At 58.3% G+C, this 15,117-nt stretch carries 12 protein-coding genes; 7 read left to right on the plus strand and 5 right to left on the minus strand.

What is annotated here, in order from left to right:
• The first annotated feature begins 102 nt into the window (after positions 1-102).
• From Q3H59_RS18285 to Q3H59_RS18295, 3 genes are all read left to right on the plus strand, one after another.
• A complete protein-coding gene (locus Q3H59_RS18285; protein ID WP_008105599.1) occupies positions 103-762 on the plus strand; it encodes a response regulator transcription factor in 660 nt (219 codons plus the stop codon).
• Entirely contained in the window at positions 759-2,117 is a 1,359-nt protein-coding gene (locus Q3H59_RS18290; protein WP_137384992.1) for a HAMP domain-containing sensor histidine kinase, read from the plus strand. The genes Q3H59_RS18285 and Q3H59_RS18290 overlap by 4 nt, the downstream gene beginning before the upstream one ends.
• Before the next feature lie 388 nt (positions 2,118-2,505).
• On the plus strand, positions 2,506-3,372 hold the full coding sequence (locus Q3H59_RS18295) for a nucleoside-specific channel-forming protein Tsx (RefSeq protein WP_101762354.1): 867 nt from the start codon (positions 2,506-2,508) through the stop codon (positions 3,370-3,372).
• 122 nt (positions 3,373-3,494) lie between these two features.
• Here Q3H59_RS18295 and yjdN read toward each other — a convergent pair whose 3' ends face one another.
• Positions 3,495-3,926 carry a VOC family metalloprotein YjdN gene (gene yjdN, locus Q3H59_RS18300; protein WP_280172360.1) on the minus strand — a complete coding sequence of 144 codons (432 nt, stop codon included), beginning with the start codon at positions 3,924-3,926 and terminating at the stop codon, positions 3,495-3,497.
• Positions 3,927-4,004: 78 nt separating this feature from the next.
• Positions 4,005-4,907: a LysR family transcriptional regulator gene (locus tag Q3H59_RS18305; RefSeq protein ID WP_101762356.1), complete on the minus strand. Its 903-nt coding sequence runs from the start codon at positions 4,905-4,907 to the stop codon at positions 4,005-4,007.
• 113 nt (positions 4,908-5,020) lie between these two features.
• Here Q3H59_RS18305 and Q3H59_RS18310 point away from each other — a divergent pair, with 113 nt between their 5' ends.
• The 4 genes from Q3H59_RS18310 (at position 5,021) to Q3H59_RS18325 (ending at position 11,063) form a co-directional block, all read left to right on the plus strand.
• Entirely contained in the window at positions 5,021-6,334 is a 1,314-nt protein-coding gene (locus Q3H59_RS18310; protein ID WP_309836216.1) for an amidohydrolase, read from the plus strand.
• On the plus strand, positions 6,331-7,776 hold the full coding sequence (locus tag Q3H59_RS18315; RefSeq protein WP_309836218.1) for a M20 family metallopeptidase: 1,446 nt from the start codon (positions 6,331-6,333) through the stop codon (positions 7,774-7,776). The genes Q3H59_RS18310 and Q3H59_RS18315 overlap by 4 nt, the downstream gene beginning before the upstream one ends.
• Before the next feature lie 148 nt (positions 7,777-7,924).
• Positions 7,925-9,445 carry a p-aminobenzoyl-glutamate transporter gene (gene abgT, locus Q3H59_RS18320; RefSeq protein ID WP_101762360.1) on the plus strand — a complete coding sequence of 507 codons (1,521 nt, stop codon included), beginning with the start codon at positions 7,925-7,927 and terminating at the stop codon, positions 9,443-9,445.
• A gap of 190 nt (positions 9,446-9,635) precedes the next feature.
• Positions 9,636-11,063: an MFS transporter gene (locus Q3H59_RS18325; RefSeq protein WP_309836221.1), complete on the plus strand. Its 1,428-nt coding sequence runs from the start codon at positions 9,636-9,638 to the stop codon at positions 11,061-11,063.
• Between the two features lie 189 nt (positions 11,064-11,252).
• Here the strand turns inward: Q3H59_RS18325 and Q3H59_RS18330 are convergent, their stop codons facing one another.
• From Q3H59_RS18330 to Q3H59_RS18340, 3 genes are read right to left on the minus strand one after another with little or no spacing between them, the layout of a single operon-like run.
• Positions 11,253-12,572, minus strand: a complete 1,320-nt coding sequence (locus tag Q3H59_RS18330; protein WP_101762363.1) for a cytochrome c — start codon at positions 12,570-12,572, stop codon at positions 11,253-11,255.
• 11 nt (positions 12,573-12,583) lie between these two features.
• Positions 12,584-14,368, minus strand: a complete 1,785-nt coding sequence (locus tag Q3H59_RS18335) for a GMC family oxidoreductase (protein ID WP_192412642.1) — start codon at positions 14,366-14,368, stop codon at positions 12,584-12,586.
• Between the two features lie 2 nt (positions 14,369-14,370).
• Entirely contained in the window at positions 14,371-15,105 is a 735-nt protein-coding gene (locus tag Q3H59_RS18340) for a gluconate 2-dehydrogenase subunit 3 family protein (RefSeq protein WP_101762365.1), read from the minus strand.
• Between the last annotated feature and the right edge of the window lie 12 nt (positions 15,106-15,117).

Here is a 15,117-nt window from a genome sequence, read left to right on the forward strand (position 1 = left end):
AATTAGCAGAAAATTAGCGCAGAATTAGCAAGCGGGAAAACGGGTATAATTCTGGCCTAATTATCTGTCGCTACACTGCGTTCAGTTAAGTTGGAGGGCATCATGCGTGTGCTGCTGGTAGAAGATGACGAAATGATTGGCGCGAATCTGCAGCAAGCGCTGGAAGCGGCAGGTTGGTCGGTGGATTGGGTACGCGACGGCGTGTATGCCAGCAATGCCTGGGCTGAAGGCGGCTATACCTGCGTGTTACTGGATCTGGGCTTACCGCGTGAAGATGGCCTGCAGGTGCTGCGCCGTGCGCGCACGCGCGGTGACATGACGCCGGTGCTGGTGCTCACCGCCCGCGATACCGTGCAGCAACGTATTCAGGGATTGGACAGCGGCGCGGACGACTATTTGCTGAAACCCTTTGATCTGCAAGAAGTGCTGGCGCGTATGCGTGCCATTACCCGCCGTCGCCACGGTGCAGCAGATTCTCTGCTCGGCAGCGGTGATGTGCAAATCGACATCATGACGCGCGAGGTGCTGTACAAAGGCCAGCGCGAACAGCTCACCGCACGCGAATATGCCCTGCTCTACGCCTTGCTGGAGCGGCCGGGCGCCATTCTTTCGCGCGAACAGTTAGAAAACCGCATTTACGGCTGGGGCGAAGAGGTCAGCAGCAACGCGGTGGATGTGCTGATCCACGGTATGCGTCGCAAACTGGATAACGAAGTGATCCGCAACGTACGCGGACTTGGCTGGCGGGTACCGGCAATATGAAACCTTTCACCTTTATGCGCTCGCTGCGTAACAAGCTGCTCGCCACGCTGGTGATTCTGCATCTGGCGATGATTGGCGGCGTCACCTGGTATTTCTATCACTGCTACGGCGACATGATGGGCACCATGAAAGACGACCAGCTCGCCAAGATCGCCGATGCGTGGGCCAGCAGCCAACGTATGCCGGCCCTAATGCCGATGGTGATGCATGAAGAGAAACTGAAAAGCACCTATATCGTCCAGTTGTGGGACGAAAGCAATCATCTGCGCGCCAGCTCCTGGCCGGGCCTGCATGCGCCATTGCAGCTGAAAAAAGGCTGGACCGATTTGAAAGTCGGAGACTGTGGCGACGACTGCGAATGGCGTGTCTATACGCGACCCGGCGAGCTGGGCAGTGAAATTGGCAACATTCAGGTACTACACAATATCGGCTACATGAAAAGTATCATGGTCAAGCGAGCGCTCTCCGCCATCATTCCGCTGGTGCTGATGATGCCGCTCTCACTGATTGTGATATGGCTGGTGGTGCGTGCTATTACGCGCGATTTACGCGTGGCGTCGCGCCATATCGCCGCGCAGGAAACCCTGCATCCGCATAGCGTTTCACCTGATGGTTTACCGGATGAAGTGCTGCCGCTGGTGGCAGCTTACAACGCCTTGCTGGATAGACTGCGCGCGGCCTGGTCATCACAGCGCCAGTTCCTTGAAGATGCGGCGCATGAGCTGCGCACGCCGGTCACCGCCGTGACTTTGCAGCTGGAGAATCTGCGGCAACATATCCAACCCGGTGAAGCCAGCCGCCAGTTTGACCAGCTGGAAGCGGGCGTGACGCGCACGCGCCATCTGGTGACGCAGCTGCTGAATATCTCGCGTCAGGAAGATCAATCGGTGGTCGCCACAGTGGAAAGCATCGAACTGGACGACCTGCTGAAAGAGAGCATTGAGCAGCTGATGGTGGTGGCGGATAAGCGCGGCATCGATATCGGCTTCAACGGCACCACACACTATCGCCTGCACGCCAGCCGCTCCGATCTGCGCAGCCTGTTCGATAACCTGATTGGCAATGCGATGCTGCATACGCCGGAAGGCAGTTTGGTCGATGTGCTGCTGCATCGCGTCGGCAATCACACCGTGGTGGATATCGTCGATAACGGTCCCGGCATGGCGGAATCCTTTATCGAGCGCGCCTTTGACCGCTTCACCCGTTCGCCGGATGTGCAGGCGCAAGGCAGCGGACTGGGCTTGTCGATTGTGCGCAGCGTAGCGCAGAAACATCAGATGCAGGTTGCGCTATCGAACCGCCACGATCCGCAGGGCCAGATTGCCGGCCTGCAGGTACGCGTGACATTGCCATAAACTTCACCGTGCCGTAGCGGCGCAATGTATTGCGCAAAGTTGCTGTGGGCACGGTGCGACATCAAAACAACGCGATAAATCGCGCCGCTACATCCTTTCCCTACATCAATAACTTTCCCTGCTGAACGCGACACGTAAACGGTTGCGGGGTTCCGTTCGCTACACGGGGTTAATGTGATAGCGATCACATTTCCAGTGAATCAAACTGCAACACTTTTTGACAAACGTGACCAAAATCTATTTTCTATGCCTCTGTTACAGGCACATTACGCAAGCTTGAAAATCTGGCGATGCAGACCGGATACGACAACTCACTGCCCATCCCCTGGGATCAATTTCACCCGATCGCGGCGACGGCCCGGCGATCAAAAGCATGTGGTTAACAATAATGAAATATAAAGCGTTGATAGCAGGGGCCTTATTGGCCAGCAGCTGGACTGGTGCGGCACAAGCAGCAGACAGCGATCCGCAGTACGTTTCTGACTGGTGGCATCAGAGCGTGAACGTGGTGGGCAGTTACCACACCCGTTTTGGACCCCAGTTCAACAACGACGTGTACCTGGAATATGAAGCCTTTGCCAAAAAGGATTGGTTCGATTTCTATGGCTACCTCGATCTGACCAACTTCTTCGGCGTGGGCAACAGCAACGCTAACGGCGTGTTCGACCACGGTTCGCCGATGTTCATGGAAATTGAGCCACGTTTCTCCATCGATAAGCTGACCGGCACCGATCTCTCTTTTGGTCCGTTTAAAGAGTGGTACTTCGCCAACAACTACATCTATGACATGGGTCGCAACAGCGATAACCGTCAGAACACCTGGTACATGGGTCTTGGCACCGACATCGATACGCACAGCGATATCGGCCTGTCGCTGAACGTTTACGCTAAATACCAGTGGGAAAACTACGGTGCGGCGAACGAAAACAGCTGGGATGGTTATCGCTTTAAGGTGAAATACTTTGTGCCGATTACCGATCTGTGGGGCGGCAAGCTGAGCTATATCGGCTTCACCAACTTCGACTGGGGTTCAGATCTGCGTGATAAGTCCGATCGTTCACGCACCAGCAACTCGATTGCGTCCAGCCACATTCTGTCGCTGAACTACGATCACTGGCATGTTTCTACCGTGGCGCGTTATTTCCACAACGGCGGCCAGTGGGCTGACGGCCAGGAGCTAAACTTCGGTAACGGCCCGTTTGAAGTGAAATCAACCGGTTGGGGTTACTATTTGGTGGTGGGTTACAACTTCTAAGTTGTTGGTTTCCCTCACCCCGGCCCTCTCCCGCAAGCGGGCGAGGGAGTAAATAGGCTCGATCTGTTCCCTCTCCCACCTGTGGGAGAGGGTTAGGGTGAGGGCCAGCGCGCACCCTCTACTCAAATCTGCGGCTTATACGCATTCACCATCCACGGCACGCCGAACTTATCGGTCAACATACCAAAGCCATTGGCCCAAAACGTCGGTGCCCAGCTTTTCGTCACCTCACCGCCCACTGACAACGCATCAAACCAACGCTTGCCCTGCGCCTCATCCGGCGTGGATAAACTCACGGCAAAACCGCCATACGCCGCCTGCGGTGCGCCGTCACTCATCATCAATTCACCCTGCCCGATACGCAGATGGGCATGCATGATCTGCTCCGGCGAAAAGCTCACGCCCGAGATACAACCTTCATCCTCCACCGGCGTTTCATCCGGCATATCGCCATAGGTCATCTTGAACAGCAGCTCGCCGTCGGTGGCGTCGAGGTAGAAGGCAATCGCCTCTTCGCAGCGACCGCTGTAAAACACATACGGGGTAACTTGCATGGTCTGTTCTCCATAAAGGGAATGTCCACAGCAAGTGTAGTGCGCATTATTTAATCGGTTGCGAGCCGGGCCGCACTCTTACCTTTGCTGACAGTAGCGCCGGAACAGCTGCGCCATGTAGGCACTCATCGGCGTCAACGCGGTGTCTTTGCGCTGAATAAGATAGAAAGTGGCTTTCGGTAAAGGTTCGTCGAGAACGAGAGAAATCAGCTGGCCGCCGTGTGTAGGATCTTCAATCACGTCGCGCGAAATAATGCTGACGAAATCGCTCTGCGCCACCAGGCTGGTGCAGGCCATAAAGGTCTCGCAGGTGACGACGATTTTCGGCGCCATGCCGCGCTCGCCAAACAGATCGTGCAGCAGCCGATAATAGCTGCCTTGCGGTGTCGGCATGGTCCAGTCGCAGTGTTGCAGCTCGGCCAGCGTGCGCGCATGCGCCATCGGATGCCCTTTGCGCATCACCACCTGATAATCGCGCTCCATCAGCCGTTCAAAAACTAACTCCTGATCGAGATGATTTTTATCGTAGGTATTGATGGTGAAATCCAGCTCGCCCTGACGCAGTTCATGCACCATCGAAACCAGCTGACCTTCAACAATCCGCACCTTGACCAGCGGATATTCGCGATGAAACTGATTGATCACCTGCGGCATGACGGTGCGCGCAATACTGCCACCCACGCCGATGTTGACGCGCCCGCCGGCCAATCCCAGCCGCTGCTGAATATCTTCCTGCGCCACCCGCAACTCTTCCAGCACCAGGCTGGCATGCTTGAAAAAGTTATCACCGATATCAGTCAGCGTAACGCCCTGCTGTCGCCGCTCGAACAGGCGCGCGCCCAGCGCCAGCTCCAGTTCCTGAATCGCTTTGGTCAGCGCAGGCTGTGAAAGCCCGGACAAGCGGCTGGCGGCGCGGATGCTGCCCTGACGCGCCACAGCAACAAAAGCGCGCAACTGATGAAGTTTGAGGTTCGCAGACATAGTTTGGTGATAACCATTGTTTATCAGTAGCAAGATATTCGCATCTTATGCGCGGCAAAACCAATGTGTAGATTCGGATAAATGCATAAAAAACCAACACAAAGGAAATGCCGATGAAAACCCTTTCTGACCTCGTCAACGCGCGCATCCCGCAGATGCAGGCCTGGCGACGCGATCTGCACCACTTTGCCGAATCGGGCTGGCTGGAGTTCCGCACCGCCACGTTGGTGGCTGAAGAGCTTCATCGTCTTGGTTATCAACTCAAGCTGGGCCGCGAGGTGATCGATGCCGACTCGCGCATGGGATTGCCCTCTGATGAAGTGCTGGCGCAGCAGGAAGCGCGCGCGCTGGAACAAGGCGCGCTGCCGCAGTGGATTAAACACTTCTCCGGCGGATTTTGTGGCGTGGTCGCTACACTGGAAACCGGTCGTCCCGGCCCGGTGATGGGTTTCCGCGTAGATATGGATGCGCTTGATCAGAACGAAAGTCGCGCCGCCGATCATCTGCCAACGCGCGAAGGCTTTGCCTCCTGCAATCCCGGCATGATGCACGCCTGCGGTCACGACGGCCACACCACCATCGGCCTGGCGCTGGCGGGCGTATTGATGGAGATGAAAGCGCAGCTGAGCGGCACCATCAAAATCATTTTCCAGCCAGCGGAAGAAGGCGTGCGCGGTGCGAAGGCGATGGTGGCGGCCGGCGTGGTAGATGATGTCGATCTGTTCACCGCCATTCATCTCGGCACCGGCGTGCCCGCCGGCGAAATCGTTTGTGGCAGCGACAGCTTCCTCGCCACCACCAAACTCGATGTCAATTTCACCGGCGTTGGCGCACATGCTGGCGGTAAACCCGAAGAGGGCCGCAACGCCCTGCTGGCGGCGGCGCAGGCCACGCTGGCGCTGCACAACCTGCCGCAGCACAGCGGCGGTGTGGCGCGCGTCAACGTCGGCGTATTGCAGGCCGGAACCGGACGCAACGTGGTGCCCGACTGCGCGCTGATGAAAGTGGAAACGCGCGGCGTCAGCAACCAGGTTAACGACGATATCTATCAGCAGGCGCTGCGCGTGATTGGCGGTGCGGCGGCGATGTACGGCGTGGAATATGAGGTCAAGCTGATGGGCGGCGCGCGCAGCTGCACACCGAGCCCGCCGTGGGTGGCGTTCATCCACCAGCAGGCCGAGGCGCTGGGCATTTTCACCTCAGTGGTCGATACGAAACAGCAGGCGGCGGGCTCGGAAGATGCCACTTACATGCTGGAACGCGTGCAGCAGCGCGGCGGCCAATCCTCCTACGTGATTTTCGGCTGCGATCTGGCGGCGGGCCATCACAACGCGAAGTTCGATTTTGACGAAGCGATCATGGCGACCGCGGTGCAAACGCTGGCGACGCTGGCCCTTAATCACGCACAGTTTGGAGGCCAGCGATGAGCCACAGCGAATTTATAGATCGCTACATCAATCAAAATCAGCCGCGTTTTGCCGCCCTCAGCGATGCCATCTGGGACATACCGGAAACCCGTTTTGAAGAGACAAAGTCCTCCGCACTGCTGGCCGATGCGCTGGAGCAAGAAGGTTTTCGCGTGGAGCGCGGCGTCGGCAACATCGATACCGCGTTTATCGCCAGCATTGGCAGCGGCAAACCGGTGATCGCCATTCTCGGCGAGTTCGATGCGCTGGCCGGTCTGAGCCAGCAATCGGGTTGCGCCACGCCGCAGCCGCTGGTGGAAAACGGCAACGGCCACGGCTGCGGACACAATCTGCTCGGCACCGCCGGTTTGGCCGCCGCTTTCGCCATCAAAGCCTGGTGGGCGGAACACGGCCAGCGCGGCACACTGCGCTTCTACGGCTGTCCCGGCGAAGAAGGCGGCTCCGGCAAAACCTTTATGGTGCGCGAAGGCTTGTTCGACGATGTCGACGCGGCGGTGACCTGGCATCCCGAAGGTTTTAGCGGCATGTTCAACCTCAGCACGCTGGCCAATATTCAGGCCGCCTTCCGCTTCAAAGGCGTGGCGGCGCATGCGGCCAACTCACCGCATTTAGGGCGCAGCGCGCTGGATGCGGTGACGCTGATGAACACCGGCGCCAACTTTCTGCGCGAGCACATCGTGCAGGAAGCGCGTCTGCACTACGCGGTGACCAATGCCGGCGGCGTCTCCCCCAATGTGGTGCAAGCCGATGCCGAAGTGCTGTACCTGATTCGCGCGCCGCAGCTCGATCAAGCGCAGGATATCTATCAGCGCGTCATCAACATCGCCAAAGGCGCGGCGCTGATGACCGACACGCAGATGACGGTGCGCTTCGATAAAGCCTGCTCCAATTACGTGCCGAATCGCGCACTGGAAAGCGTGATGGAGCGCTATTTGCATCAGTTTGGTTTGCCTGACTACAGTCAAGCGGAACAGGCGTTTGCCGCCCAGATGCGATCCACGCTGAGCAAAGACGATCTGCGTAACGCGCGTCTCAATGCGGCGCGCACCGGCGGTGAAGCGGGCGTTGCCTGGGCAGCGGCGCTGGGCGACAAGATTTTGATGGATGAAGTGGCGCCCTATGCAGTGACGCGCGAGATCCTTTACGGCTCAACCGACGTTGGCGATGTGAGTTGGGTGACGCCCACCGCGCAATGCTTTGCGCCCTGCTTCGCCTTCGGCACGCCGTTGCACACCTGGCAGCTGGTGGCGCAGGGCCGCACGTCGATTGCGCACAAAGGCATGTGTCTGGCCGCCAAAGTGATGGCCGCCACCGCGCTGACCTTGCTGCAGGATGACGCGGCGCTGGCGCGCTGCCGCGACGAGTTCCAGCGCGTACGCCGCGAGCAGCCTTACGTCTGCCCGATTCCAGCGGATGTCACACCGTCGAAGTTAACGTCCTAGGATTTACCTCTCGCGTTTATAAACGCGGGCAAAAAAAAATATAAAAACTAAAGCCCAAAATACTTCGAGCTGCACGCAGCCAACGCACCTGCAGCTCGAAGTATGAAGGGCATGCAAACACAATAAGACGACTAACGAGGATTGATCTATGGAAGCCACCACGGAGAACCGCAGCCCTGGAAAGCTGTTTAGCTGGATTGAACGCGTCGGCAACAAAGTGCCGAACCCGTTTTTACTGTTCGTCTATTTGATTGTGGTGCTGATGGTGGCCACCGCCGTGCTCAGCAGCCTCGACGTGGCGGTGAAAAACCCGGCCAACGGCGAGCTGGTGCGGGTGAATAACCTGCTGAGCGTGGCAGGGATTCAATGGATCCTGCCCAACATCATCAAAAACTTCAGCGGCTTCACGCCGTTGGGATCGATTCTGGCGCTGGTGATTGGTGCCGGCCTGGCGGAAAAAGTCGGCCTGCTGCAGTCGCTGATGGTGAAGATGGCTTCGCGCGTGAGCCGTCGCTACGCCAGCTACATGGTGCTGTTTATCGCCTTCTTCAGCCACATCTCCTCCGATGCCGCGCTGGTGGTAATGCCGCCGCTCGGCGCGCTGATCTTCCTCGCGGTGGGGCGTCATCCGGTGGCGGGATTGATGGCGGCGATTGCGGGCGTGGCGTCCGGTTTTACCGCCAACCTGCTGATTGTCACCACCGACGTGCTGCTGTCCGGCATCAGTAGCGAAGCCGCCAAAGCGGTGAGCGACACCGTACACGTTAGCGTGATCGACAACTGGTACTTTATGGCCAGTTCGGTGATTGTGCTGACCATCGCCGGTGCGCTGCTGACCGACAAATTTGTCGAGCCGCGCCTGCCCGCGTGGAACGGCGGCAATAGCGATCGTCTGCCGCCGCTCACCGCACTGGAGAATCGCGGCCTGAAAGCCGCCGGCATCGCCGCATTGGTGTTTATCGCGCTGATGGCGCTGCTGGTGGTGCCGGAACACGCGCCGCTGCGCAATCCGAAAACCGGCGGCATTATTCCGTCGCCGTTTATTCAGGGCATTGTGCCGATCATCATCCTGTTCTTCTTTGTGGTGGCGATTGCCTATGGCGCGGTAACCAAGCAGATTCGCCGCGCGGATGATATCCCGCAGCTGCTGGTGGATCCGATGAAGAGCATGGCGGGCTTTATTGTGATGGTGTTTCCACTATCGCAGTTCGTGGCCTTCTTCAACTGGAGCAACATGGGCAAGTTCATGGCCATTGGCCTGACCGATGTGCTGGAGAGCGCGGGCATCAGCGGTGCACCGGCGTTTATGGGCTTGATGTTCCTGTCGGCGTTCCTGTGCATGTTTATCGCCAGCGGATCGGCGATCTGGTCGATTCTTGCGCCGGTATTTGTGCCAATGTTTATGCTGCTTGGCTTCCATCCGGCGTTTGCCCAGATGATTTTCCGCATCGCCGACTCTGCGGTGTTGCCGCTGGCACCGATGTCGCCGTTCCTGCCGCTGTTCCTCGGCTTCCTGCAGCGTTACCAAAAAGATGCGCAACTGGGCACCTATTACGTGCTGATCTTCCCCTATCCGCTGGTGTTCTTCACCACCTGGATTGTGCTGCTGCTGGCGTGGTACGCGCTGGGTTTACCGATCGGTCCCGGCGTCTACCCAAGCCTGCACTAAGCCTGCGCCACGGATGGCGATCACTTTTCTGTGAACTGCAACATATGTTGCCAAAATGTCACCGTCCTGCCTCTCGGCAACTCTCAGCGAATTTATTATCCTGCTATTCCTTCGCTTGCTAACGGTTAATTATTTTTAAAACCCATCTCAGCCGTCAGCGGGTTCTGCAAACACCGAGGTATACATAATAATGACAACCATCACGTCGACAGGGATGGCGAACGATCACATGAGCGCGGATCGCCGCACCTTAGCCGGGCGCATTGATGCGCTGCCCTCGTCCGCCGGTCTCTGGCGCTTTATCACGCTGCTGGCGCTGGGCGGCTTCTTTGAGCTCTACGATCTCTTTGAAACCGGCTATATCAGCTCCGGCCTGGTGGCGGCGGGCGTGTTTCATACCGGTTCTGCGGGCGTGTTCGGCATCGCCGACCAGGCCGCATTTGCCTCGGCCACCTTCCTCGGTTTGTTTGTCGGCGCGAGTTTGCTTGCGCCCTACGCCGACCGTTTTGGTCGCCGCCTGACCTTTATGTGCGCGCTGGCGTGGTACGGTGCGTTTTCGCTGCTGATGGCGTTCCAGCAGAGCGCAGAGATGATTATCCTGTTCCGCTTCCTGGTCGGCATTGGCCTCGGCGTCGAGCTGGTGACCATCGATACCTATCTTTCCGAATGGGTGCCGGCGCATCTGCGCAGCCGCGCGTTCGCCTTCTCCTTCTTTATCCAGTTCCTGTCGGTACCGACGGTGGCGCTGATGTCGTGGTGGCTGGTGCCGCAAACCATTCTCAGCCTCGAAGGCTGGCGCTGGGTGGTGATCGCCGGTGCGCTCTGCTCGCTGGTGATCTGGCTGATTCGCAAAAACCTGCCCGAATCGGCGCGTTGGCTGGCGCAACAAGGACGGCATCAGGAAGCGCATCAGGTGCTGAGTGCGATGGAAAAGCGCTGTGGTATCGCTTCTCCCCTTCCCCCAGTTGTGGGGGAAGGCCGGGATGGGGGACAGTTCGCACCTGAGCAACCTAAGCAAGGGCGTTTCAGCGAGATTTGGGCACCGGCCTATCGCCAGCGCACGCTGATGCTGGTGGTGATGAACTTCTTTCAGGCGATCGGCTTTTTTGGCTTCGGCAACTGGCTGCCGGCGCTGCTGTCGGGCAAAGGCGCCACCGTCACGCACAGCCTGCTGTATGCGTTTTTCATTACGCTGGCCTATCCGCTCGGCTCGCTGATTTGCAGCCGCTACGCCGATAAGCTCGAGAATAAATGGCAGATCGTGTTTTCATCGCTGATGACGGTGGTGTTCGGCACGCTGTTTGCGTTTATGACCAATCCGGTGCTGATGATCATCTGTGGTTTCCTGATCACTTACAGCAATGCATGGCTAACCTTCAGCTATCACGCTTATCAGACTGAAATTTTCCCGACGCACATTCGCGCCCGCGCGGTGGGTTTCTGCTACTCGTTTAGCCGCCTGTCGACGGTGTTCAGCAGTATTTTGATTGGCCTTATTTTGCAGTATGCCGGCAGCCAGGGCGTGATCGCCTTTATCGTGCTGAGCATGCTGATTGTGATGCTGTCGGTGGGGATTTACGGGCCGAAAACCCGTGGGATGGATTTGGAGAATATTTGAGGGTTGAGCGTGCTGGCTGTTCCAGATCGTGCTGGCTGTCCCAGATCGTGCTGGCTGCCCCCCTCCTCGGTCCTCCCCCATAAATGGGGGAGGAAGATGCTGCAAAATGTGAGTTTGGAAGCTGCATGAGGCAACGTCTCCTTCCCCCACTTGTGGGGGAAGGCCGGGATGGGGGACAGCGAGCAAAAACTACTGCCCTTCCAACACCTTAATATCCGCATTACCCTGCTTCGGCTGCACGGTTTCGTCTTTACGCAACTCGGCCACATCTTTCGCCGACACGCTCGACTTCACGCCATTGCCCCAGCTGCCACGGATAAAGTTCACCACATCCGCCACCTGCTGATCGTTCAGACGCCAGCCGAACGCTGGCATGGTGATCGCCGTAGGTGCGCCTTTCACGCCCGGCAAAGTGCCGCCGACCAATACGATGTGAATCAGCGAGGTCGGATCGTCTGCCATCACCACCGGATTGCCGCGCAGCGCCGGATAGAAGCGCTGATAGCCGCTGCCGTCGGTTTTGTGGCACGCCGCACAGCTATCGACATACGTCGATGCGCCCGGCTGGCTGTCGTCACCTTTCCACAACGCCTGAGACACCGCATCATCCTGCTTAAACACCGCCTGATTCGGATCTTTCGCGCCTAGGGATTTCAGATACTTAGCAATCGCGCTGATATCGTCATCGCTCAGATACTGCAGGCTGTGCTGCACCACATCGGTCATGCCACCGAATACGGCGGTGTGATCGTTGCGGCCAAAGCGCAGGAACTGCCTGAGATCCTCTTCGCTCCAGCGGCCTAAGCCATCGCGGTTATCGCCACGCAGGTTGCTGGCGGTCCAGCCATCAATCGGCGCGCTACTGCCGGCAAGATAGTTGTTGCCTTCGCCGTTGTTGAGCGCTTTTTCCTGCATGGTGATGCTACGCGGCGTATGGCAAGCGCCACAGTGACCGAGACCTTCCACCAGATAGCGACCACGTGCCAGCTGCGGATCTTCCTGTGCCGCCGGCTGGAACGCTTTCACATCCGGCGCAAAGATGCCGCGCCAGATGGACAACGGCCAGCGCATCGACAGCGGCCACGGAATGTCGCTCTCTTTGTTGGCCTGCGCCACCGGCTGCACGCCGTGCATGAAGTAGGCGTAGAGCGCCTTCATGTCGTCATCGCTGACCACCGCGTAAGACGGATACGGCATCGCCGGATAAAGCGTGTCGCCGTTTTTCGCTACGCCGTGACGCACCGCTTTCTGGAAATCGTCGTAGCTGTAGTCACCAATCCCGGTGGTTTTATCCGGCGTGATGTTGGTGGAGTAAATGGTGCCGATCGGCGTCGCCATCGGCAGTCCACCGGCAAACGGCTGGCCGCCCTGCGCGCTGTGACACGCCACGCAGTCGCCCGCGCGCGCCAGATACTCACCGCGCTTCACCAACGCGTCCGAACCTGCTTCGTCCGCCACTGCGGCGAACGTCATGGTGCCCAGAAACAGGGCTAAAATGCTTTTAATCATCGCCGTGTTCCTTATGCCTGTACCAGCGGGCCGGGGTTCTTCAGATACTGTTCACGAATCGCTTTGGCTGACCAATAGGTCAACGCGGCGACCATGCCCGTTGGGTTGTAGCCGAGTCCCTGCGGGAAAGCCGACGCACCTGGCACAAACACGTTCGGCACATCCCAGCTCTGCAGGTAACGGTTCACCGCGCTGGTGTTCGGATCTTCACCCATGATCGCGCCGCCGCTCATGTGCGTGGTTTGATACACGGTGGTGTCGAAGTGCGAGCCCGGCCCTTTCGCGCCGCCGATGATCATTTTCGGGTTCATCGCTTCGGTGATTTTACGCATCTTACCGATCATGAACTGCGCCATCTTGATGTCGTTATCCTGCCAGTCAAAGGTCATACGCAGCAGCGGCTGGCCGTAGGCATCTTTGTAGTTCGGATCGAGATCGAGATAGTTGGCGCGATACGACTGGTGCGCGCCGTGCGCATCCATCGAGATGTGATGGTTGTAGGTATCCGCGACCGCAGATTTCCACTGGCTGCCCCAGTTTGGCGTGCCTTTCGGCGTCGGCAAACCCGAGATCGGCTTGGTACCGGCCTGGTTCACCCAGAATGGCGAACCGCCCACGAAACCGTGCGGACCGTGATCGAAGTTGTCGGCGTTGAAATCGTCCACCGCCACACCTGCGCCACCGGCACCGATAAACGGGTTGGTGGTGGTGTTTTTGTCGAACAGCGCTTTCAGCGTCGAGATGTTCTGATAGGCGAAGTTACGCCCCACCACACCTTCGTTGGAAATCGGGTTATACGGCTTGCCGATGCCGGAGAGCAGCATCAGATGCACGTTGTGGAACTGGAACGCCGACAGGATCACCAGATCCGCAGGCTGCACCACTTCGCGGCCCTGACCATCGAGATAGGTCACGCCGGTGGCGCGCTTTTTATCGTCGGTCAGATTAACGCGCAGCACGTAGGCGTTGTTGCGCAGCTCGAACTTCGGTTCCTGACGCAACGCGGGCAGGATGTTGACGTTCGGCGAGGCTTTGGAATACATGTAGCAGGCGTAACCGCTGCAGAAACCGCAGAAGTTGCACGGGCCCATCTGTGCGCCGTAGGTGTTGGTGTAGGGGCCTGAGGTGTTGGCCGACGGCATATCATAAGGGTGATAACCCACTGATTCCGCCGCTTGCGCGAACAGCTGTGCCGAGTAGGTGCGCTTCTGCGCCGGCAGCGGGAAGTCGCTGGAACGATCTGGCGCGTACGGGTTGCCGCCCTTCTCTTTGCCCAGCAGTTTGCCTTTGATTGACCAGGCGCTGCCCGAGGTGCCGAACACTTTCTCGGCCTGATCGAAGAAGGGTTCCAGCTCGTCATAGTTGACGCCGAAATCCTGGATCGTCATGCCTTCCGGGATGAAGTTTTTACCGTAACGCTGCTCGTAATGGCTGCGCAGGTTCAGTTCTACCGGGTCAACACGGAAATGCACGCCTGACCAGTGCAGACCCGCGCCGCCGGTGCCAGTGCCGGGCAGAAACGCTGCCAGTTGGCGATAAGGTACGGCGGTTTGCGAGGCATCGTGACGAATCGTTACGGTGCTTTTCGACAAATCCTGGAACAGCTTTTTGCGGATGTTATAGGTCAGTTCGTCAATCGACTGCGGATAGGATCCATCCGGATAGGTATCGCGATGCGGACCGCGCTCCAGCGCCACCACATTCAGGCCCGCTTCGGTCAGCTCTTTCGCCATGATGGCACCCGCCCAGCCGAAACCGACGACGACCGCATCCACTTTTTTCAATTCATTTGCCACGCTTACGTCCTCTCCCCGCGAATATCCACTGACGGGAACGGATAACGTTCGCCGCGTTCCACCCAATCCATAAAGTCAGCGCGCGCGCCTGGGAAGCCAATCAGCTTCCAGCCCACCATGCCTTGATTGCCACCGTGGATCGGATCGCTGAAATAGCCCTCGCGGGTGTTTTGCAGCAGGAAGGAGAAGAAGGTTTTCGCCGGCAGCTGCGGGAACTCGGCCGTGCCGCTTTCAAACGCGGTGAGCAGCGCATCCTGCTGTTCGCCCGTCAGCTCGGCAAACACTTTGCCATGCTGTTTTTTGCTCCAGCCATCGGCATCGGCGAGGCCGAGACGGTAGATCTGCTGCGGCACCAGCGGCAGCTGATAACCTAACTCTTTTGGCAGATCGGGATTGAACGGACCTTGCATGTACCAGTTGTTACCGGTGGCATACGGCGTGTTCATTTGACGATCGATAAATTCCGGCACGCCGGCTTCCAGTGCGCCAGGACCGCGTTCGTCGTTGGGGATCAGGCGCGCCACGGCCGCAGTGATAAAGGCAAACTCTTCGGCGGTGAACCAGGTGGGCTGGTAGCTACGCGCCTGTTGTGGTGATGCGTTTTGTTCTGCTGCCCCAGCGGCCATTGGTGCCACCAGTGCGCCCATCGCCGTACTGCCCACCGCCATTGCCGGCGCCAGGGTGATGGTTCTCAGCAGAAAATCCCTGCGAGTGTGACCATTTTTTTGTTCTGACATGACATTGCCTCA

This window comes from Pantoea sp. SORGH_AS_0659 (genome assembly GCF_031453915.1).
In the GTDB taxonomy this organism is placed as follows: Bacteria; Pseudomonadota; Gammaproteobacteria; order Enterobacterales; family Enterobacteriaceae; genus Pantoea; species Pantoea leporis.

Coding starts and splice junctions, on each gene's coding strand:
- Q3H59_RS18285 (WP_008105599.1), top strand. CDS start 103: ATGCGTGTGCTGCTGGTAGAAGATGACGAAATGATTGGCGCGAATCTG.
- Q3H59_RS18290 (WP_137384992.1), top strand. CDS start 759: ATGAAACCTTTCACCTTTATGCGCTCGCTGCGTAACAAGCTGCTCGCC.
- Q3H59_RS18295 (WP_101762354.1), top strand. CDS start 2,506: ATGAAATATAAAGCGTTGATAGCAGGGGCCTTATTGGCCAGCAGCTGG.
- yjdN (WP_280172360.1), bottom strand. CDS start 3,926: ATGCAAGTTACCCCGTATGTGTTTTACAGCGGTCGCTGCGAAGAGGCG.
- Q3H59_RS18305 (WP_101762356.1), bottom strand. CDS start 4,907: ATGTCTGCGAACCTCAAACTTCATCAGTTGCGCGCTTTTGTTGCTGTG.
- Q3H59_RS18310 (WP_309836216.1), top strand. CDS start 5,021: ATGAAAACCCTTTCTGACCTCGTCAACGCGCGCATCCCGCAGATGCAG.
- Q3H59_RS18315 (WP_309836218.1), top strand. CDS start 6,331: ATGAGCCACAGCGAATTTATAGATCGCTACATCAATCAAAATCAGCCG.
- abgT (WP_101762360.1), top strand. CDS start 7,925: ATGGAAGCCACCACGGAGAACCGCAGCCCTGGAAAGCTGTTTAGCTGG.
- Q3H59_RS18325 (WP_309836221.1), top strand. CDS start 9,636: ATGACAACCATCACGTCGACAGGGATGGCGAACGATCACATGAGCGCG.
- Q3H59_RS18330 (WP_101762363.1), bottom strand. CDS start 12,572: ATGATTAAAAGCATTTTAGCCCTGTTTCTGGGCACCATGACGTTCGCC.
- Q3H59_RS18340 (WP_101762365.1), bottom strand. CDS start 15,105: ATGTCAGAACAAAAAAATGGTCACACTCGCAGGGATTTTCTGCTGAGA.